Origin of the sequence: Nonomuraea corallina (assembly GCF_027620315.1) — a bacterium.
In the GTDB taxonomy this organism is placed as follows: Bacteria; Actinomycetota; Actinomycetes; order Streptosporangiales; family Streptosporangiaceae; genus Nonomuraea; species Nonomuraea corallina.
In genome coordinates this window covers 43,767-63,084 of sequence record NZ_JAPNNL010000020.1, presented here as the reverse complement: position 1 = coordinate 63,084, position 19,318 = coordinate 43,767, and the positions used below count along the sequence as shown (strand labels likewise).

At 72.0% G+C, this 19,318-nt stretch carries 19 protein-coding genes; 8 read left to right on the top strand and 11 right to left on the bottom strand.

Annotated features, from left to right (window positions below):
* Positions 1-152: 152 nt before the first annotated feature.
* Positions 153-3,140, top strand: a complete 2,988-nt coding sequence (locus tag OUY22_RS08190; protein WP_270154200.1) for an AfsR/SARP family transcriptional regulator — start codon at positions 153-155, stop codon at positions 3,138-3,140.
* A gap of 288 nt (positions 3,141-3,428) precedes the next feature.
* Here the strand turns inward: OUY22_RS08190 and OUY22_RS08185 are convergent, their stop codons facing one another.
* Entirely contained in the window at positions 3,429-4,838 is a 1,410-nt protein-coding gene (locus tag OUY22_RS08185; RefSeq protein WP_270154199.1) for a DUF7059 domain-containing protein, read from the bottom strand.
* A 157-nt stretch (positions 4,839-4,995) separates the two neighbouring features.
* Here OUY22_RS08185 and OUY22_RS08180 point away from each other — a divergent pair, with 157 nt between their 5' ends.
* Entirely contained in the window at positions 4,996-5,298 is a 303-nt protein-coding gene (locus OUY22_RS08180; RefSeq protein WP_270154198.1) for a hypothetical protein, read from the top strand.
* A 3-nt stretch (positions 5,299-5,301) separates the two neighbouring features.
* Here OUY22_RS08180 and OUY22_RS08175 read toward each other — a convergent pair whose 3' ends face one another.
* Positions 5,302-5,901: a TetR/AcrR family transcriptional regulator gene (locus OUY22_RS08175; RefSeq protein WP_270154197.1), complete on the bottom strand. Its 600-nt coding sequence runs from the start codon at positions 5,899-5,901 to the stop codon at positions 5,302-5,304.
* Entirely contained in the window at positions 5,898-6,419 is a 522-nt protein-coding gene (locus OUY22_RS08170) for a GNAT family N-acetyltransferase (protein ID WP_270154196.1), read from the bottom strand. The genes OUY22_RS08175 and OUY22_RS08170 overlap by 4 nt, the downstream gene beginning before the upstream one ends.
* 93 nt (positions 6,420-6,512) lie before the next feature.
* On the opposite strand from OUY22_RS08170, the gene OUY22_RS08165 reads away from it, so the two are divergent.
* The 4 genes from OUY22_RS08165 (at position 6,513) to OUY22_RS08150 (ending at position 9,983) form a co-directional block, all read left to right on the top strand.
* Complete coding sequence (locus tag OUY22_RS08165; RefSeq protein WP_270154195.1) at positions 6,513-6,974, top strand: winged helix-turn-helix transcriptional regulator; 462 nt, start codon at positions 6,513-6,515, stop codon at positions 6,972-6,974.
* A 42-nt stretch (positions 6,975-7,016) separates the two neighbouring features.
* Positions 7,017-7,805 (top strand): SURF1 family cytochrome oxidase biogenesis protein, encoded by a 789-nt coding sequence (locus OUY22_RS08160; RefSeq protein ID WP_270154194.1) that lies wholly within the window; start codon positions 7,017-7,019, stop codon positions 7,803-7,805.
* Positions 7,806-7,815: 10 nt separating this feature from the next.
* Positions 7,816-8,559 carry a tyrosine-protein phosphatase gene (locus OUY22_RS08155; protein ID WP_270154193.1) on the top strand — a complete coding sequence of 248 codons (744 nt, stop codon included), beginning with the start codon at positions 7,816-7,818 and terminating at the stop codon, positions 8,557-8,559.
* Positions 8,560-8,783: 224 nt separating this feature from the next.
* On the top strand, positions 8,784-9,983 hold the full coding sequence (locus OUY22_RS08150; protein ID WP_270154192.1) for an amidohydrolase family protein: 1,200 nt from the start codon (positions 8,784-8,786) through the stop codon (positions 9,981-9,983).
* On the opposite strand, the gene OUY22_RS08145 is transcribed toward OUY22_RS08150, so the two are convergent.
* The 3 genes from OUY22_RS08145 to OUY22_RS08135 form a co-directional block, all read right to left on the bottom strand.
* On the bottom strand, positions 9,980-10,339 hold the full coding sequence (locus OUY22_RS08145) for a YkvA family protein (protein WP_270154191.1): 360 nt from the start codon (positions 10,337-10,339) through the stop codon (positions 9,980-9,982). The genes OUY22_RS08150 and OUY22_RS08145 overlap by 4 nt on opposite strands.
* A 112-nt stretch (positions 10,340-10,451) precedes the next feature.
* Positions 10,452-11,408 carry an LLM class F420-dependent oxidoreductase gene (locus OUY22_RS08140; RefSeq protein ID WP_270154190.1) on the bottom strand — a complete coding sequence of 319 codons (957 nt, stop codon included), beginning with the start codon at positions 11,406-11,408 and terminating at the stop codon, positions 10,452-10,454.
* 33 nt (positions 11,409-11,441) lie between these two features.
* Positions 11,442-12,110, bottom strand: a complete 669-nt coding sequence (locus OUY22_RS08135; protein WP_270154189.1) for a TetR/AcrR family transcriptional regulator — start codon at positions 12,108-12,110, stop codon at positions 11,442-11,444.
* Between the two features lie 293 nt (positions 12,111-12,403).
* On the opposite strand from OUY22_RS08135, the gene OUY22_RS08130 reads away from it, so the two are divergent.
* On the top strand, positions 12,404-13,432 hold the full coding sequence (locus tag OUY22_RS08130) for a hypothetical protein (protein WP_270154188.1): 1,029 nt from the start codon (positions 12,404-12,406) through the stop codon (positions 13,430-13,432).
* Between the two features lie 24 nt (positions 13,433-13,456).
* Here OUY22_RS08130 and OUY22_RS08125 read toward each other — a convergent pair whose 3' ends face one another.
* The 5 genes from OUY22_RS08125 to OUY22_RS08105 all read right to left on the bottom strand — a co-directional run bounded on the left by OUY22_RS08125 (position 13,457) and on the right by OUY22_RS08105 (position 17,348).
* Positions 13,457-14,515, bottom strand: coding sequence for an aspartate-semialdehyde dehydrogenase (locus tag OUY22_RS08125; RefSeq protein WP_270154187.1), 1,059 nt, complete (start codon positions 14,513-14,515; stop codon positions 13,457-13,459).
* The gene (locus tag OUY22_RS08120; protein ID WP_333486630.1) at positions 14,512-15,786 is read right to left on the bottom strand and encodes an aspartate kinase; all 1,275 of its coding nucleotides are present in this window, start codon (positions 15,784-15,786) and stop codon (positions 14,512-14,514) included. Before OUY22_RS08120 ends, OUY22_RS08125 begins: the two co-directional genes overlap by 4 nt.
* 83 nt (positions 15,787-15,869) lie before the next feature.
* Positions 15,870-16,403 carry a DUF5063 domain-containing protein gene (locus tag OUY22_RS08115; RefSeq protein ID WP_270154186.1) on the bottom strand — a complete coding sequence of 178 codons (534 nt, stop codon included), beginning with the start codon at positions 16,401-16,403 and terminating at the stop codon, positions 15,870-15,872.
* Positions 16,396-16,995 carry a recombination mediator RecR gene (gene recR / locus OUY22_RS08110; RefSeq protein ID WP_270154185.1) on the bottom strand — a complete coding sequence of 200 codons (600 nt, stop codon included), beginning with the start codon at positions 16,993-16,995 and terminating at the stop codon, positions 16,396-16,398. The genes OUY22_RS08115 and recR overlap by 8 nt, the downstream gene beginning before the upstream one ends.
* Positions 16,996-16,997: 2 nt before the next feature.
* Entirely contained in the window at positions 16,998-17,348 is a 351-nt protein-coding gene (locus tag OUY22_RS08105; protein ID WP_270154184.1) for a YbaB/EbfC family nucleoid-associated protein, read from the bottom strand.
* 340 nt (positions 17,349-17,688) lie between these two features.
* On the opposite strand from OUY22_RS08105, the gene OUY22_RS08100 reads away from it, so the two are divergent.
* Positions 17,689-19,116, top strand: coding sequence for a helix-turn-helix domain-containing protein (locus tag OUY22_RS08100; RefSeq protein WP_270154183.1), 1,428 nt, complete (start codon positions 17,689-17,691; stop codon positions 19,114-19,116).
* Positions 19,117-19,318: the final 202 nt, after the last annotated feature.

Genomic DNA, 19,318 nt, shown 5'->3' with positions numbered 1-19,318 from the left:
TCGTACCTCTTCGAGAGTGGCCTGCGGCGCTCAACGGGGAATCAATGCCGGATCAACAGAACGGTCACCGAATCGGCGCCTTCCTAGGTGGGAGCTGAGGATGGACCTATCATTTGGTACCAAATCGATCCATTGCTGTGGGGACAGGCGGCATGGCTGGTCAGGACGTCGACAACGGGCTGCGGTTCGCCGTGCTGGGTCCGGTCCGTGCGTGGCGCCACGGACACGAGCTCGACCTGGGGACTCCGTTGCAGCGCTCGATCCTCGGCATGCTGCTGCTCAAGGAGGGCCGGGCGGTCACCCCGGCCGAGATGATCGACGCGGTCTGGGGCGAGGAGTCGCCGCCGCGCGCGCTGGGCGCGCTGCGCACCTACGTCTCCCGTCTGCGTACGGTGCTGGAGCCGGAGCGGCCCGCCCGCTCGCGTCCCGAACTGCTGACCTCGGTCGGCAAGGGCTACGCGCTGCGGCTGCCGGCGGACTCGCTCGACCTCACCCGGTTCGAACGGGCCGTCACCGAGGCCGAGACCGCCCGCCGCGCGGGCCGGCTGCCCGTCGCCGCCGAACGCCTGCGGGCCGGGCTCGCCCTGTTCGAGGGCGAACCGCTGGCCGGGGCCGTCGGCCCGTTCGCCGAGCACCAGCGCGACCGGCTCGTCGAGCGGCGGCTCGGCGTCATCGAGACGCTCATGGACCTCGACCTGGAGCTGGGCGACCACGCCTCGGTGGTGGCCGAGCTGGTCGCGCTCACCGCCGACCACCCGCTGCGCGAGCGGCTGCGGGCCCAGCTCATGCTCGCCTACTACCGGTGCGGGCGGCAGGGCGACGCCCTGGCGGTCTTCACCGAGACCCGCCAGGCGCTCGTCCACGAGCTGGGCGTCGAGCCGGGGCCGGAGCTGACGGCCCTGCACCAGCGCATCCTGACCGCCGACCCCGGCCTGTCCGCGCCTGTCAGGGCCGAGCAGGAGGAGGCGAAGGAGCCCGAGGAGGAGCCGGCGCCCGACCTGCCCAGGCCCGCGCAGCTCCCGGCCGCGGTGAACGACTTCACCGGGCGCAAGGAGATCGCCGGGCGGCTGCGCACGCTGGTGTCGGCCCAGTCGCCGGCCGAGGGCGTGCCGGTCGCGGCGATCTGCGGGATCGGCGGCGTGGGCAAGACCGCGCTGGCGGTGCACGTGGCGCACGCCACCGGCCACCTGTTCCCCGACGGCCAGCTCTACGCCGACCTGCGCGGCTACACCGACGAGGCGGCCGACCCGGCCTCGACGCTGGGCTCGTTCCTGCGCGCGCTGGGCATCCCGGCCGACGTGATCCCCGAGGCGCCGGCCGACCGGGCCGCGCTCTACCGGTCGATCCTGGCCGACCGGCGCATCCTCGTACTGCTCGACAACGCCCGCGACGCCGGCCAGGTGAGCCCCCTGCTGCCGGGCTCGCCGGGCTGCGCGGCGCTGGTGACCAGCCGGTCCAAGCTCGCCGACCTGCCCTCCGCCAAGCTGGTGGACCTGGACGTGATGGAGCCCGACGAGGCTCTGCAGCTGTTCGCCGCGGTGGCCGGGCCCGAGCGGGTGGCGGCCGAGCACGGCGCCGCCATGGACGTGGTGGCCGCCTGCGGCTTCCTGCCGCTGGCGGTGCGGATCGTGGCGGCCCGGCTGGCCGCCCGCCCGTCGTGGACCGTGGCCTCGCTCGTCCCCCGCCTGGCCGACGAGCAGCGCCGGCTGGACGAGCTGCGGGTCGGCAACCTGGCCGTGGAGGCCACGTTCGCGCTCGGCTACGGCCAGCTCGACCCGGCACAGCAGCGCGCCTTCCGGCTGCTGGCGCTGCCCACCGGGCCGGACATCTCGCTCGGGGCCGCGGCGGCGCTGCTGTCGATGAGCGTCTTCGAGGCGGAGGACCTGCTGGAGTCGCTGGTCGACGCCAGCCTGGTGGAGGCGCCCGCGCCCGGCCGCTACCGCTACCACGACCTGCTCAAGCTGTTCGCCCGCAAGGAGCTGGAGAAGGCCGAACGGCAGCAGGCGCGCACGATGGCCCTGCGCCGCCTGCTCGGCTTCTACCTGGCCTCGGCCCAGTCGGCGCACCGGCTCGCCTACGAGGGCAGCATGATCTCCGACAACCTGGCCGTGGTCGGCAGCGGGCGCACCTTCTCCACCGCCGACGAGGCCGTCGCCTGGTTGATCGTCGAGGGCGACGCGCTGTTCGCCTCGATCAACCAGGCCGCCGCCTCCGCCCGCGCCGGCGACCAGCTGCTGCCCGCGGGCGACCTGCTGGTGGCCATGGAGCCGCTGCTGGAGTCGGGCACCCACACCCGCGAGTTCGACCACGCCACCCGCGCCGTGCTCGCCACCGCGCTCCGCCTGGGCGACCAGGGCAGCGAGCTGCGCGCCCGGTACGTCCTGGGCCGGGTGATGTTCGCCGGCAACCGGCTGCCGGAGGCCGAGGAGCAGTTCACCCGGGTGCACGAGCTGTCGGCCGCACGGCACGAGAAGATCGTCACCGGTGAGGTGCTCAACGCGCTGGCGGTCGTGGTGGGCCGGCAGCGCCGCCACACCGAGGCGCTGGCCTGGTTCGACGCGGCCATGCGCTTCTACCGGGAGAACGGCGTGCCCGCCGGCGAGGCGCTGGTGCACAGCTACTCCGCCCGCGACCACCTCGGCCTCGGCCGTCCGGAGGACGCGATCGCGGCGGCGGAGCAGGGGCTGGCCCTGTTCACCGAGATCGGCAGCGGCGCCGGCACCGCCAGGGCCCGCTACCACCTGGGCATCGTGCTGTCGCGGGTGGGCCGGCTCGCCGAGGCCGTCCACCACCACGCCGAGTGCCTGGCGTTCTTCCGCGCGGGCAAGCAGCGGGTGTGGGAGCAGCGGGTGTGCTCGCGGCTGGCCGAGACGTTCATCACCGCCGGACGCTACGAGGACGCGGTCCGCCACGCCGAGCAGGCGCTGGTCGTCTCGCGGGAGATCGGGCATCCGTACGGGGAGGCGCTGTCGCTGACGGTGCTGGGCCGCGCCCTCATGGGGCTGGGCAGCGCCACCCGCAGCGCCGAGTGCCTACGTCAGGCCCTCGGCCTCTTCGCCCGGCTCGGCGCCCCTGAGGCCGACGATGTCAGGAGCCTGCTCGCCGGCATCCCCGTCGCGGGGAAGGTCGTCGAGTCCTGAGTACAGCTCGTCGTCCAGACGTGTCATCCACACATGGTTAACCAAGGCTGTCCTTTGGGAGTCACGAACCCCCCGTGGTCCGTACAGATCGGCGGCCCGGCCGGCCGCCTGACCACCGCGCGTCGCCAGGGGGCCCGGTCATCCGGATGCTCCGCGCGGCGGCTAGCCGCCTCACAACGGCGACCGGCCGGACCCGACGCGGTCCCTCGAACCCCCCAGGGCCGCGTCGTTGTCAGAAGCTTCGACCACGCGGGTCAACAACCAATCAACGCCCGATCAACCGCGGGGTCACAGGACGAAATAGCCCTCGGCGATGAGCGGGCGGATGGCCTCGGCCTGCGGCGCCGCGCCGTCGCCGACCAGCTCGGCGATGACGTTGAGCAGGGGGCCGAGCGCCAGCTCGCCGTCGCACACGCCGGCCAGGGCGGCCTCCACGGTGCCGACCTCGCGCGTACGGAGGAGCCCGGCGGTCTGGCGCAGCACGATGCGCATCGGGTCCTCCGCGCCGGGCAGCCCGACGCGCTCGTCCAGCAGCCCTTCGGCGGTGCGCAGCCGGGCCGCCGAGAGGTCCCCGGCGCGGTGGGCGGCCGAGATCGCGTCGAGGACGCCGTCCACGTAGTCGCCGACCGGCAGGGTCACCCGGTGGGTGAGCCGCTCGACGCGGACCACCGGGTCGAGCGTGCCGGAGTTGCGCATGCTGATCCAGCCGAAGCCGATCGCCTCGACCTTGTGCTCCTCGAACCAGGCGAGCCACCGGTCGTAGCGTTCGGCGTAGTCGGGGGTGCCCTGCCGGGCGGCGTCGCGCAGCCACAGCTCGACGTACTCGGCCGGGTCCTGCACGTCGCGCTCCACCACCCAGGCGTCGCAGCCGCCGTCGCGCAGCCAGCCGCCCACCCGGTCGCGCCAGTCCTCTCCCTCCACGTGCAGCCAGCTGGCCAGGAAGTGGGCCTGGCCGCCGGGGCTGAGGTGGCGCGGCGTCCGCCGTACGAGGTCGCGGCAGAACGCGTCGCCGGCCGCGCCGGTCTCGCGGTAGGTCAGCGTGCCGCCAGGAGAGATCACGAACGGCGGGTTGGCCACGACCAGGTCGTAGCGCTCGTCCTCGACCGGCTCGAACAGCGAGCCCACGCGGGCGTCCACGCCGGAGATCCCCGAGAGCCGCCAGCTCAGCCGGGCCAGCTCGATCGCCCGCGGGTTCACGTCGGTGGCGGTCACGTGGCCGGCCCGGCCTGCCAGCGAGACGACCTGCACGCCGCAGCCGGTGCCGAGGTCGAGCGCCCGGCCGGCGGGGCGGCGGGTGACGAGCTGGGCGAGGTTGGCGGACGCGCCGCCCGCGCCCACCACGTGGTCGGGGCGCAGCGCCGGGTCGCCGGGGCGCACCTTCCGGTCGGAGACCACGTACCCGTCGCTCTCCCAGGGCTGCAGGTGCACCCCGGCGCGGAGCTCGTCACCCTCGGCGCTCACCAGCCCCGACTCCAGCGCCTGCTCCAGCACCGCCGCGGGCAGGCGCGCGGCCTCGACGGGAACGCCCAGCCACCAGAGCCGGATCAGCGCGCCGAGCGGGTCGTCGCCGGCGGTGGCGCGCAGGGCGGGGACCAGCTCCTCGCGGGCGAGCGCGGTCGCCGCGACGTCGCCCAGCCGCTCGCGTACGCCGTCCACGGTGTAGCCGGTCTCGAGGAGGTGATCGCGCAGTCGTTCCACGCCACCATCCTTTCACCGCGAACCGACACGCATGATCCGATACTGTCAGTGATCATACTGTTACCCGGACACCGGGGATTCTTCCAGCGCGTTGCAAGTACGGCGCGGTATCTCTTGGATGCTCTCCCCCCGCCGTTCGAAGAGGAGCGGATGTTCCGTGCTCATCCCCTGCCTGGCCTGCGAGGCGCGGTTCGCGCCCGACGAGTACTTCGGCGCCTGCTCCGACTACGACCGAGGGCTCGATCTGGTGTCGTGGACGTGCCCGCGCTGCGGCAACCGCGACGACCTGCGGGTGCTCCCCGGCGAGCTGGGGTTCGGCTGCCCGCGCGGCGGCCGTTTCACCGTGCAGGTCCGGGTCCGCGTGCCGGGGCTGCGCCGGAGGCGGGGAGAGCTGCGGCTCGACATCTCGCTCGACGCGTCGGACTGGAGGGTGCGCACACGCGTGCGGCAGCCCGCCTGACGACTAGGCGTCCTCGCGCTGGCGCAGGCTGTGCCAGGCGGCCTCGGCCAGGCCCCTGACCTCCTCGTCGGTGGGGGCGTGCGCGCCGGCGAACCAGAGCCGGCACATCTCCTGCGCCGGCCCGAGCCACAGCACGTAGCACATGGTCGGGGAGACGGGCTGGAGCTTGCCGCTCCTCATGTGCGGCCGCCACCAGTCGGAGACCTGGCGGAAGAACTCGCGCCTGGCCTCGGCCACCTCGGCGCCGCCCGGCTCCTGCTTGCGCGGCGGGCGCTCGCTGACGAGCAGCCTGGCCCGCTCGGGGTGCTCGCCGGACCAGCGCATGTGGAAGGCGACGACCGCTTCCACGCCGTCACGGGCGTCGTCGTGGCGCCTCAGCTCGGCGACGAACTCCGCCTGGTAGGCCTGGAGGGTCTCGGCGTAGAGCACGCCGAAGACGTGCTCCTTGCTCGCGAAGTGGTGGTAGAAGCTGCCGACGCTCACACCACTCTCGTCACGGAGGCTCGCCAGGGTGGTGGCCGACACCCCGTCCTGGCTGAATCGGCGGAGGGCACCTTCGATGATCCGGGTCCGACCGTCGCGTCCGTTCTTGGCACTCTTCACGCTGTCAATGGTGAGCCACCAGAACGTTGTTCCGCAAATAGTAGGGCCTCCTGGATCATAGCGGTCACCTCCACCGACCCTGAGGACACCCGCATCGCGGCGCCGGGCCAGACCTTGCGGATCATGCCCAGCACCCGGCGGTTGTCGCCCATCACGTCCATGCCGACGGTGGTGGCGCCGCGCAGGGCGGCCCTGGACAGCAGCCTGTTGACGAGCGCGGGGCCGAGCCCGAACCCCTGCCACCGGTCGGCCACCACCACAGCGATCTCCACGTCGGCCGCCCCGCCCCGGTAGCTCATGGCATGGCCGACGATCTCTCCCCCGGACCCGGCCTCCCCCTCGTGCACGGCGACGAGCACGTCCCTGATTTCGGTCATCTCGGTGAGCGCGCGCACGAGGCCGGCGGCGGGCCTGGTGACGCCGGAGAAGAAGCGCAAGGTCTGCGTGTGCAGGGACAGGCCCGCCAGGAAGCGCCGGACCCGCTCCGCGTCGTCGCACCGGGCCGGGCGGATCCGCACACCGAAGAGATGATCCCCCTGAGTTCCTAGCATGAACCCAGCTTCCTCCCGGCAACCTGAGTCTGTCAATCGAACTCAGGTAGAATGTGCGGCATGATCGTGCCTTTCCGGGTGGACAACTGCTCGATCGAGCGCACCCTGGACGTCGTCGGCGAGAAGTGGACCTTCCTGGTGCTGCGTGAGGCGTTCAGCGGCGTGCGGCGGTTCGCCGACATGCAGGCCCACACCGGCGCCCCCCGGCAGGTGCTCAGCGCCCGGCTGACGCGCCTGGTCGAGGAAGGGCTGCTGCGCAAGGTCCCCTACCGCGAGCCGGGCCAGCGGCAGCGCGACGAGTACCGGCTGACCGACAAGGGGCGCGACCTCTATCCGCTGCTGGTCGCGCTCATGCACTGGGGCGACAGATACCTGTCCGGCGAGGAGGGCCCACCGACGCTGCTGACCCACCGCGACTGCGGCGCCCCCGTCGAGCAGTACCTCCGCTGCGCCGAGGGCCACGAGGTGAGCGGTCCCCGCGAGGTGACGCCCCTGCCCGGGGCCGCGTGCAGGACCGCCTGAGCCGCGTGCGGGAGCACCTGCCGCGGTGCCTACCCTTGAGACGTGTACCGGTTCCTGCTCACGCCCCGCTGGGTCGCGCTCCACATCGTCGTGCTGCTCGTGATCCCCGCCTTCGTGTTCCTGGGGCAGTGGCAGTTCGGGCGCTTCGAGGAGCGCTCGGCCGACAGCGACCTCGTCACCCGCAACATCGAGAGCGCCCCGGTGCCCCTGGAGACCCTCGTCCGGCCGGGCGGGACCGCCGAGGAGTCCGACCGGTTCAGGAGCGTCACGGTCACCGGCACGTACGATCCCGCGCAGGAGCTCGTCGTGCGGCGGCGTCCGCAGAACGGGCGGCCGGGCTACTTCGTGATCACTCCCCTCGTCACCGGCGGCGGCCACGCCGTCCTGGTCAACCGGGGCTGGGTCCCGGCGGGGGCGAGCGCCGACGAGCATCCAGCGGTGCCCCCGCCGCCCACGGGTGAGGTAACTGTCACCGGGCGGCTACGGCCGAGCGAGACCGAGGCCAACAGCGGCATCAGGGAGCGGTCCGGGCTGCCGCCCCGTCAGGTGCTGCTCATCAACCCGGCCTCGATCGGCAGGTCGCTGACGTACCCCCTGCTCGACGGGTACGTCGAGCTGACCGGGCAGCAGCCCCCGAGCGCCGCCGCCCCCGAGCCGGTGCCCGCGCCCGACGTGGGCTCGGGCGGCGGCCTCAACCTGGCCTACGGCGTGCAGTGGTGGCTGTTCATCGGCATCGCCGTGGGCGGCTGGGTCCTGCTCATCAAGCGCGAGGTGGCCGACAGGAAGGCTCAGGAGTCCGTGGCCGAGCCGGAGGAAGCCCGCACGGATTAGGGTGTTGTGGGTGATCCGGCATATCGAATTTGCCAATATCCACAATTTTCGTGACCTTGGCGGATATGTCACCGCCGACGGCCGCTCGGTCCGCTGGCAGCGCCTCTACCGGGCCGACTCCCTCGGCGGCCTCGCGGGCGCGGACCTCGACACGTTCCGGGCGCTGCGCGTGCGCACCGTCATCGACCTGCGCCACCCCTACGAGGCGGAGAAGTACGGCCGGGTCCCCGACGGCCACGGGCTGGCCTACCGCAACCTCCCCATCGAGGGCCGCCGCTGGAACGTCTCCGTCTTCGACGAGAACCTCGGCGTGGCCCGCTACCTGGCCGACCGCTACCTGGAAGTGACCGAGGACGGGATCGGCAACCTGCGCTCGGCCCTGGAGACCATCGCGCAGGCCGACAGCGCGCCGGTGGTCGTCCACTGCGCCGCCGGCAAGGACCGTACCGGCCTGCTGTCGGCGATCGTGCTGTCGCTGCTGGGCGTGGCCGAGGACGACATCGTCGCCGACTACGCGCTGACCGGCCTGGCCACCGAGCGGTTCGTCACCTCGTGGCGCGCCCGTCACCCCGGCGAGGCGGTCTGGCCCGGGTTCGGGCAGGCCCCGGCCGAGGCGATGCGGCTGTTCCTGACCGACCTGTGCGCCCGGCACGGCTCCGTCGAGGCGTACGTCACGGCCACGGTCGGGCTCGGCCCCGACGCCGTCGCCGAACTCCGCGAGCATCTGCTGACTGGACCGAACTCCGGCGGGTAGAGGCGGCGCCGGGGTTCGCGGGGAGCGGCACCCTTACGGCGGACCCCCTCGGCCCGGGGTCGTCCGCGTCCCCCTCTCGGCGACCCCGGGCCCCGCCCTGGCGCCCGGAGAAGCGGCCGGGCGACGAGGGGGACACCGGGTCGGAGGTCCGCGACGCACCACGGATACCCAACGGATACGTCGCAGCTTGTTCGACGTTATCCCGTCGTCGTACGGTTACCTGCGTGACTACGCCGCTGCTTTCCGACCCAGAGCCGAGGCGGCGCGACTACGTGATCATTTCCGCCGACGATCACCTGATCGAGCCTCCCGACCTTTTCGATGACAGGGTGCCGGAGAAATACGCCGAGGTCGCGCCCAAGGTGGTGGAGACCGAGGCCGGTCACCAAGTGTGGCGCTACGGCGGCGCCACCTATCCGTGCGCGGGGCTCGACGTCGGCGCCGGCCTGCCGCGCGAGCAGTGGACGCTCGACCCGGTCAGGTTCGAGCACATGCGCCCCGGCTGCTACGACATCGAGGCCCGCGTCAGGGACATGGACACCGCCGGCATCTGGGCGGCCCTGTGCTTCCCCGGCATGCTGGCGGGCCAGGCCGGCGTGGCCTTCGCCAGGACCCGCGACCAGGAGCTCGGCCTGGCCCTGGTCAAGGCCTACAACGACTGGCACATCGACGTCTGGGCCGGCACCTTCCCCGAGCGGATCATCGGGCTGCAGCTGCCCTGGCTGCCCGACCCCGACGTGGCCGCCAAGGAGATCAGGGCCAACGCGGCGCGCGGCTTCAAGGCCGTGGTGTTCCCCGAGTTCCCCACGCGGCTGCGGCTGCCGTCGATCCACAGCGGCCACTGGGACCCGTTCTTCGCGGCCTGCGAGGAGACCGGCACCGTGGTCTGCCTCCACACCGGCTCGTCCGGCTGGTCGCCGGTGCCCTCGCCCGACACCCCCATCGAGGCGATCACCACGCTGATGCCGACCAGCGCCATGTTCGGCTGTGCCGACTGGCTGTGGTCCGGGCTGCCGCTGCGCTTCCCCAACCTGCGCATCCTCATCGTCGAGGGCGGGGTGGGCTGGCTGCCAATGCTGGCCGAGCGGGCCGACTACGCGCTCGACCACCCGGTGGCGGGCGGCGAGACGTCGTGGGACGGCGGGCTCAAGCCCAGCGAGGTGCTGCGCCGCAACTTCTTCTTCGGCACGCTCAACGACCACGCGCTGTCCGGCGTGCGGCTGGCGGTCGGCCTCGACCACGTGCTGCAGGAGAGCGGCTACCCGCACTCCGACTCGACGTGGCCCGACACCCAGCAGACGGTCGCGCGCAACCTCGGCCCGCTGCCGCCCGCCGACATCGCCAGAGTGGCGTACGGCAACGCCGCACGCCTGTTCGGCCACCCGCTCCCGTCACGTGCCTGGCTGCGGATGGAAGAGATCTAGCCTTCCTGCGGCCGGGTCTCCACGCGGCCGGTGATGACCTTGCGCTCCCAGTCCACGTAGCGGCCGCTCTCGCCGAGGAGCGACGCCATCAGCCACAGGAAGACGCCGAAGTCGTCGGCGACGCCGATGAGCACGAGGAAGTCGGGCACCACGTCGATGGGCGAGATCATGTAGACCACGCCCATCGCCATCAGCGCCAGCTTGCCCTTGCCGAGCCCTTCGTACCTGCCGCGCGTCACGGCGCCGATCATGCGCGGGATCGCGCGTACTCTCGTCATGAGTCCCGGCGAGCCCGGCTTGGTCACCTCGCGGTACGTGCGCCACGCCGCCGCCGCCCGTGCTGCTTTCGCCATCATGAGATCCCCTTACCCCGTCTCTCACGACATAACGTGTTACCGGAGGAGATTGGTTCCTCACGCCCGGCGCGCGGCCGGATGCCCGAACGGCGCGGCGCGGGACGCGGCGGGGTCAGCCCTTCGGCGCGAGGTCGCGGACCGCCTGGTCGATCGGGGTCTCCCCGGGGATCGGCGCCAGCACGGGCGTGTCGAGCCCGTTGTCCACGTACTCCTGGATCCTGGCCCGGCAGGTCGCGGCGTCGCCGTGCACGATGAGCGCGTCCACGACCTCATCCGGGATGGCCTGGAGCGCGGCCTTGCGGTCGCCGGCGGCCCACGCCTCGTGCAGCGGCCGCAGCAGCTCGCCGCGGCCCAGCCAGTCGTGGAAGGCCGCGTAGGCGGGCACCGTGAGGTAGCTGGCCAGCATCCAGCGGCCGCGCTCGCGTACCGCGTCGGCGTCCTCGCTGACGCACACGAACAGGCGGGCGATCAGCTCGGTCTCGGGCCGCAGCTCGGCGCGGACCTTGCGCACGTCGTCCGGGGAGAGCCAGTTGGTGATCGCGCCGTCGGCCTCCTCGGCGGCCAGGCGCAGCATCCGGGGCCGCAGCGCGGCCAGCACGATCTTCGGCGCGACCTCGGGGGCCCGCTCCAGCCTGAACCCCTTGACGGTGAACGTCTCGTAGGTCTCCGACACCTTCTCGCCGGCCAACGCCGCGCGCAGGAAGCGCAGCGTGTCGCGGGTCCTGGCGTACGGCTTGGTGAAGTCCATCGCGTTCCAGCGCTCCACGATGGCCGGCGAGGACGAGCCGATGCCCAGCACGAACCGTCCCGGCGCCAGGTCCGCCACGGTGGCGGCGGACATCGCCAGCAGCCCGGGGCCGCGGGTCGAGACCGGCACGATGGCGGTGCCGAGCCGCACCCCCGGCGCCCACTGCGCGGCCAGGGCCAGCGGCGTGAACCCGTCGACGCCGTTCACCTCGGCCGACCACAGGTCGGTGTACCCGAGCGCGGGCAGCTCCTCGATCAGCCGCTGCGACGCCGCGAGGGAACGGTCGTAGAAGGGAATGGTCATGCCCCAGTTCTGCGTCATGCCTCGCACCATACCAACCGGTATGTGGTACGCCTACGCCCGCAGCTCGTGCACCGCGGCGATGAAGTCCTTGGTGATCCCGCGCAGCCCCGGCAGGTGCGACAGGCCCACGAGCCGGTCCACCAGCGGCACGGTCACCTCGATCAGCCGGTAGGTGCGCGCGCACCCGTCCGAGGTGTCGTGCACCCAGAACAGCACCATGCCCATCGACAGCAGCCAGAGCAGCTCCGGCAGCTCCTCGCGCAGCTCGGCGTCCATCCGGTCGGTCGCGCCCTCCACCACCTGGCGGTAGATGCCGATCGACGCCTCGCGGGCCGGCGAGGACTGCGCGCTGAACGGGCTGAGCGGGTTCGTCGGCTCGGCCGCGTGCTTGAAGAACTTCACCGCGAACGCGTGGTACGGCTCCGAGACCCGCACCCACTCCCGCAGCACGCCGCTCAGCCGGGCGGCGAAGGCGCTCTCGGTGGCGAGCAACGCGCGGCAGGCCTCCTCGTGCTCGGCCTGGGCACGGTCGTAGTACGCCTGGACCAGCGCTTCCTTGCTGTCGAAGTAGTAGTAGGCGTTGCCCACCGACACCCCGGCCTCGGCGGCGATGGCCCGCATCGTGGTCGCCTCGAAGCCGCGCTCCCGAAACAGCCGGAGGGCCGTCGCGACGATGACCTCCCGGGTGCTCTCCGATCCACGGCTTCGGGCTTCGGACACGTTCGTCACTTTACGGCTTGATGCCGGGTTAGGTCATGAACCCGCACGGTGATCGCAGACACAGAGCAAAGATCCCGGTGTGACAGGGGTCATCCGGTGTGAACCGTGGGATTGATGTTTCCAGCGGGAGGGCTATTCCGCGAATAGGCACAAACATGTGGATACGTAGGACGGTGCGGCCCTGTGTGGTCGCGCTCTTTGCTATCGAGATCTCCATAATCGCCATGGCCACCGCCGCCTCCGCCACTCCGACAGCGCCCGGGGAAGACCCGGGAGAGGAACCGGCGTCGATCATGCGCTTCGAGGACACGTTCCCGGCTCCCCGCTGGATCGTCGGCCTCGATTCGGGCGCCGACGACCTGGACGGCGGCGCGTACGACGACACGGCCGGGAGGATGGCCTACCGGGACGGCGCGTACCGCGACCGCCCGCACTACGGCACCCGCTCGCAGGCCCCTCGCCGCGAGCAGCACCGCCACCGCAGGCAGCACACCGGCCGCCCGCAGTGGCACACCCGCAGCACCGGACGTCCACAGTGGCACACCCGCGACACGGGACGCCCGCAGTGGAACAACCGCGACACCGGCCGCCCGCAGTGGAACAACCGCGACACCGGCCGCCCGCAGTGGAACACCCGCAGCACGGCACGCCCGCAGTGGAACAACCGCGACACCGGCCGCCCGCAGTGGAACACCCGCAGCACGGCACGCCCGCAGTGGAACAACCGCGACACCGCACGTCCACAGTGGAACACCCACGACACCGGACGCCCGCAGTGGCGCGCTCACGACACCGGACGGCCGTCCGTCGAGCACCGCTCGTACAAGGACCGCATGTACAGGGCGCTCCACGAGGCCGCCCGCGACCGTGCGCGGGCGGCGGGGAAGACCCGGGTGCAACTGCACCGGGCCAGGCCCAGGCACGCGATGGTGACCCTGTCGCACGGCCACGCCACCCGCTGGCTCAAGGAGGCGGGCCTGCGCCTGACCTCGTCGGGCGGCTGCACGAACCGGCACGTGCGCCACTGCACCTCGCTCGACGCCGTACGCACCGCGACCGTGCAGCGCGTGGTCACGCTCAAGAGGCGCAGCGGCTGCCCCGTCACCATCACCGGCGGCACCGAGACCGGGCACGCGCCCGGCGCCTACAGCCACGGCAGCGGCCACAAGCTCGACATCGGGCACAACGCGTGCATCGACCGCTACATCAAGAAGATCGCCGACCCGGCCGGAACGCGGGGTGACGGAGCCCGGTTGTACCGCTCCCCGTCAGGCACCGTCTACGCCGACGAAGGAGACCACTGGGACATCCTCTTCCGGTGACAGGCCCGCGCCCCGGCCGTTCGATCAGAACTCCGTGGCGACCAGCTCCGCGATCTCGGCCGCGTTCAGCGCGGCGCCCTTGCGGAGGTTGTCGCCGCAGACGAACAGGTCGAGCGTGTTGGGGAAGTCGACCGCCTGGCGGACCCGGCCCACATAGGTCGGGTCCGTCCCCACCACGTCGGCCGGGGTGGGGAAGACGCCGTTGGCGGGGTCGTCCATCAGGACCACCGTCGGCGCCGCCTCCAGCACCCGGTGCGCGTCCGCCACGGTGATCTCACGCTCGAAGCGGGCGTGCACGGCCAGCGAGTGGGTGGTGATCACCGGCACCCTGACGCAGGTCGCGGAGACCTTCAGGTCGGGGATGCCGAGGATCTTGCGGGACTCGTTGCGGAGCTTGAGCTCCTCGGAGGCCCAGCCGCCGTCCTTGTAGGAGCCCGCCCACGGCACCACGTTGAACGCGACGGGCGCCGGGAACGGCGACTCGTCGGGCAGCTTGTTGGCCAGCGCCTTGCGCACGTCGCCCGCCGTCTGGCCGATCGACCGATCGCCGGCCAGCGCCTCGATCTCGTCGTAGAGCCGGGCCGAGCCCGCCACGCCGGAGCCGGACACCGCCTGGTAGGAGGCCACCACGAGCTCCCGCAGGCCGTACTCGGCGTGCAGGGCGCCCATGGCCGCCATCATCGACAGCGTGGTGCAGTTGGGCGTGGAGATGATGTTGCGCGGCCGGTCGCGCGCGTCACCGGGGTTGACCTCCGGCACCACCAGGGGGACGTCGGGGTCCATGCGGAACGTGCCGGACTTGTCGATGACGACCGCGCCGCGCTGCGCGGCGATCGGCACCCACTCGGCCGACACCTCGTCGGGCACGTCGAAGATGGCGATGTCGACGCCGTCGAACACCTCGGGCGCCAGCGCCCGCACCACCACGTCCTCGCCGCGCACCCGCAGCACCTTGCCCGCCGAGCGCGGGGAGGCCACCAGGCGGATCTCGCCCCAGACGTCGTCACGCGTGGAGACGATGTCGCGCATGACGGTGCCCACGGCGCCGGTCGCGCCGATCAGGGCCAGGGTGGGCCTGCTCATCGTCCAGTACCTCCATAAACAACGGCTTCGACCTGGTCGGCGTCGAGGTCGAAGGCGTGGTGGGCGGCGGCGACCGCCGAGTCCACGTCGTCCTGCCCGACGATGACGGAAATCCGGATCTCCGAGGTGGAGATCATCTCGATGTTGACCCCCGCGTCGGCGAGGGCCGCGAAGAACGTGGCCGTGACGCCGGGGTGGGAACGCATGCCCGCGCCGATCAACGACACCTTGCCGATCTGGTCGTCGAAGAGCAGCGACTCGAAGCCGATCCTGGCCTGGATCTTCTTCAGCGCCGTGAGGGCCGTCTGGCTGTCGGTCGTGGGCAGCGTGAAGGAGATGTCGGTGCGGCCCGTCGCCGCGGCCGAGACGTTCTGCACGATCATGTCGATGTTGATCTCGGCGTCGGCCAGGGTTTTGAAGATCGCGGCAGCCTCACCGACCTTGTCGGGGACCCCGACAACAGTGATCTTGGCCTCGCTCCGGTCGTGTGCGACGCCGGAGATGATCGGCTGCTCCATCTCGGTTCCTTCGGAGTAGGGGTCGGAGACGACCCACGTGCCTTCCCTGTTGCTGTAGGAGCTGCGTACGTGAATCGGCAGGTCGAAGCGGCGAGCGTACTCGACGCAGCGCAGGTGGAGGATCTTCGCGCCGCAGGCCGCCATCTCCATCATCTCGTCGTACGAGATGCGCGGGATGCGGCGGGCGGCGGGCACGATGCGCGGGTCGGCGGTGAAGATGCCGTCGACGTCGGTGTAGATCTCGCACACGTCGGCCTCGAGCGCCGCCGCCAGCGCGACCGCGGTGGTGTCGGAACCGCCGCGGCCGAGCGTGGTGACGTCCTTGGTGTCCTGCGAGACACCCTGGAAGCCGGCCACGATCGCGATGTGGCCCTGGTCGATGGCCTCCCGGATGCGGCTCGGCGTCACGTCGATGATGCGCGCCTTGCCGTGGGTCGAGTTGGTGATCACACCCGCCTGCGAGCCCGTGAACGAGCGCGCCTCGTGGCCGAGGTTGGCGATCGCCATCGCCAGCAGCGCCATCGAGATGCGCTCGCCGGCGGTCAGCAGCATGTCGAGCTCGCGGCCCTGCGGCAGCGGCGACACCTGCTCGGCCAGGTCGAGCAGCTCGTCGGTGGTGTCGCCCATGGCGGAGACGATGACGACGACGTCGTTGCCGGCTTTCTTCGTCGCGACGATGCGCTGCGCCACGCGTTTGATGGAGGACGCGTCAGCGACGGACGAACCACCATACTTCTGCACAACGAGCGCCACGAGAGTCTCCCGGTCTGGACTGTGAGAGCCCAGTCTACTTGCGCCGTCTCATGGCACCGCTGCGCCAACCACTATGTGGACACCTAGCCCATGGTGACCTCTTCGGCCACGTCGAGCCGCGAATGCGCGGCCAGGGCCTGCAGCGCGCGCATGGCCGCGCCCGCGTGGTTGCCCCAGGTGTTGAAGTACGAGTACTGCCACCACCACAGCGCCTCGTGCGGCCGGCCCGCCTGATAGTGGCGCAGCCCGTGGATGAGGTCGGCGGCGACCGCGGTCAGGTCGTCGGACAGGCGGTAGGGAGTCACCCCGGTGTCCTTGTACGGGTCGAACACCTCGGCGTAGTCGTCGACCGGGCCCAGCCGCTCGGCCAGGGCGGTGCGGACCTCGTCGATGTCGGGACCCTCGCTCAGCGGCGGCTCGTAGTTGCCCGACAGGATCACGTCGCGGTTGGCGCCGAGCTTGGCGCCCGCCAGGCTGACCTGGGCGACCTCGACGAGGAGCAGCGACCAGATCGCGTCGCCTCCCTCGCCGCCCGCGACCCTCTCCAGGCCGTCCACGTAGTTCTGGGCGTGGCCGGCGATCTCCTCCGCCAGCGCTCCCCACTCGTCGTCAGACATCCAGCAGCCTCCGTCCTTCGAACGCGCGGCCCAAGGTCACCTCGTCGGCGTACTCGAGATCGCCGCCCACAGGCAGACCGCTGGCCAGTCGTGTCACTTTCACACCCATCGGCTTGACCAGACGGGCGAGATAGGTAGCCGTCGCCTCACCCTCGAGATTGGGGTCGGTGGCGAGGATGAGCTCCGTCACCCGGCCGTCGGCCAGCCGGGTCATGAGCTCGCGAATCCGCAGGTCGTCGGGGCCGATGCCGTCGATCGGGCTGATGGCCCCGCCGAGCACGTGGTAGGTGCCGCGGAACTCGCGCGTCTTCTCGATCGCGACGACGTCCTTCGACTCCTCCACCACGCAGATCACGTGGATGTCGCGGCGCGGGTCGCGGCAGATGCGGCACTCCTCCTCGGAGGCCACGTTGCCGCACACCCGGCAGAACCGGACCTTGTCCTTGACCTCCAGCAGCGCGTGGGCCAGCCGCCTGACGTCGGCCGGGTCGGCCGCCAGCAGGTGGAAGGCGATGCGCTGCGCGCTCTTGGGACCGACGCCGGGCAGCAGGCCCAGCTCGTCGATCAAGTTCTGGACGACCCCTTCGTACATCGCTAGAACCCTGGCAGCTGACCGAGACCGCCGCCGCCCAGGCCCTGGGCCAGCGGGCCGAGCTTCTCCTGCTGCAGGTCGCCGGCCGCCCTGACGGCGTCGCGCACGGCGGCGATCACCAGGTCGGCGATCGTGTCGGCGGTGTCCTGCGGGTCCCCGGCGTCGATGACACTCGGATCGATCTTGAGCTCGAGCAGCTCGCCCGAGCCGTTGACCACGGCGGTGACCATCCCGCCGCCGGCCGAGCCCTCGATCTGCGCGTCGTTGAGCTCCTGCTGGGCACTCACGAGCTGCTGCTGCATGAGCTGGGCCTGCTCCAGCAGCTGCTGCAGGTTGACATCCCCTGGGTTCACCGTCGTGCGCTCCTCGTGGCTCCGCGTTCTTGACTGCCACGAGCCTACGGGGTTTGTGCCTCGGCATGTACTGGAGCCATAGAGGTGTTTCGCCCAAGGACCATGAATCCGGACACGATCATGGCCGGGTCCCGGCCCCCCTCCAGCGTCCAGGACCCGGCCGATCGCATCGACCGGAGCGGTCGCACCACGTCGACGCGGTACCCCGAAACGCTATCCACAGTGACGTTGCACACACGTTGCCATCGTCCAGTCACCGTGAGCAATCCCCGGAACCGCTTGCGCGGGCGGCGCCCCAGCACCGATGCTCCCTTGGGGGGACGATTACTTGGAGTGGCCGATGAGTTACGCTCACCTTGACGCATGCTCCCGCCGCCTGCGTGACGCGCACGAAGACACGACCGCCGCCCCCACCCCGGGAGGCCCGCGCCCGCTCGTCCGCGACTCCTGGCTGCGATCCCTGGAAGCCGGCATCGATCCCGACGCCCCCCGCGCCCCCGCCTGCCAGCACCCCGCCCAGGCGCGGGAGGCGTTCGAGTCCCACCTGCTGCGGCCCCTGCTCCCCCTCATCACGCGAACCCTGCGCCCGGTGGCCGACGAGGGCGGCCACCTCCTGGTCCTCACCGGCGACGACGGCGTGATCCTGTGGCGCGACGGCGACGCCGCCACCATGGGCCGCGCCGACGAGGTCGGGCTCGCCCGCGGCCACCGCTGGACCGAGGACGCCGCCGGCACCAACGCCATCGGCGCCGCCCTCGCGCTCCGGCGGCCCGTGCACGTCTACGCCGAGGAACACCTCATGCGCGTGCTCCACGCCTGGTCGGGCGCCGCCGCGCCCATCGTCGACCCGGAGGCCGACCGGCTTCTCGGCTGCGTCGGCGTCAGCGGCACCGCGCCGGCCCTCCACCCCGCCACCGCCGCCCTGGTCGACGCCACCGCGAAACTGGCCGAGACCCGGCTCGCGCTCCGCATGCACGAGCACGACGAGTCGCTGCGCCGCCGCTACGAGTCGCTGCGCGCCCGCCCCGCCGTGCTGCTCTCCGCCGGCGGCCGGGTCATCGCCGGCGACCCCTCCGGCCAGCTCGGGCCACGCGTCCCATTGCCCGCCAACGGCGAGTGCCTGATCCTGCGCGACGGGCGGGTGGCGCGGCTGGAGCCCTTCTCCGACGGCTACCTGCTGCGCGCCACCCAGACCCGCGCCGCCTCCGCGCTCGCCCTGACCTTCCTCGGCGACGGCCCGCCGACCGCCATCGTCGGCGGGCGCAAGGTGCCGCTCTCCCTCCGTCACGCCGAGATCCTCGCCATCCTGGCCCTCCACCCGCGCGGCCTGACAGCCGAACAGCTCTCCTTCCACCTGTACGGCGACGCCGGCAACCCGGTCACCATCCGCGCCGAGATGCACCGCCTGCGCACCCACCTCGACGTGCCCATAGGCGCCAAGCCGTACCACCTGACCTGCCCCGTCGAGGCCGACTTCCTGGACCTGCGCCGCCTCCTCGCCGCCGGCGACCCCGCCTCCCTCGCCCGCGCCTACCCCGGCCCCCTGCTGCCCCGCTCCGAGTCCCCGCAGATCCGGCGCGAACGCGACGAGCTGGAAGTCCAGGTACGCACCTGCCTCCTCCAGCGTGGCGCCCCGGACCATCTGTGGGCGTACGCCCAGACGACGAACGGCCGCGAGGACTTCCAGCTCCTCGAACGCCTCACCCTCGACCTCCCCCAGGCCGACCCCCGCGCCGCCGCCGCCCGAGCCCGCCTCCACACCCCCTGACCGCCTTCCCACCGGGGCCATCCGAGGCCGACTCACTACCCGCGGCCGCCAGCACCCAGCTTTCCGAGTCAGGTGAGGCCGACCCGCCGGGCGCGTCGTCTTCGGGTCAGGTGTGGTCGATCTCGCCGATGACCTTGGCGCCCAGCTCCCGCTCCAGGAGTGCCATCCCCGACAGTTCGTCCACGTCGGCGTCGGCGTCGTT

Excerpts from the sequence above, each read along its gene's own strand:
- OUY22_RS08140 (WP_270154190.1), bottom strand. The coding sequence starts at position 11,408 with ATGACGCAGAACTGGGGCATGACCATTCCCTTCTACGACCGTTCCCTC.
- OUY22_RS08130 (WP_270154188.1), top strand. The coding sequence starts at position 12,404 with ATGCGCTTCGAGGACACGTTCCCGGCTCCCCGCTGGATCGTCGGCCTC.
- OUY22_RS08125 (WP_270154187.1), bottom strand. The coding sequence starts at position 14,515 with ATGAGCAGGCCCACCCTGGCCCTGATCGGCGCGACCGGCGCCGTGGGC.
- OUY22_RS08115 (WP_270154186.1), bottom strand. The coding sequence starts at position 16,403 with ATGTCTGACGACGAGTGGGGAGCGCTGGCGGAGGAGATCGCCGGCCAC.
- OUY22_RS08145 (WP_270154191.1), bottom strand. The coding sequence starts at position 10,339 with ATGATGGCGAAAGCAGCACGGGCGGCGGCGGCGTGGCGCACGTACCGC.
- OUY22_RS08190 (WP_270154200.1), top strand. The coding sequence starts at position 153 with ATGGCTGGTCAGGACGTCGACAACGGGCTGCGGTTCGCCGTGCTGGGT.
- OUY22_RS08165 (WP_270154195.1), top strand. The coding sequence starts at position 6,513 with ATGATCGTGCCTTTCCGGGTGGACAACTGCTCGATCGAGCGCACCCTG.
- OUY22_RS08100 (WP_270154183.1), top strand. The coding sequence starts at position 17,689 with ATGAGTTACGCTCACCTTGACGCATGCTCCCGCCGCCTGCGTGACGCG.
- recR (WP_270154185.1), bottom strand. The coding sequence starts at position 16,995 with ATGTACGAAGGGGTCGTCCAGAACTTGATCGACGAGCTGGGCCTGCTG.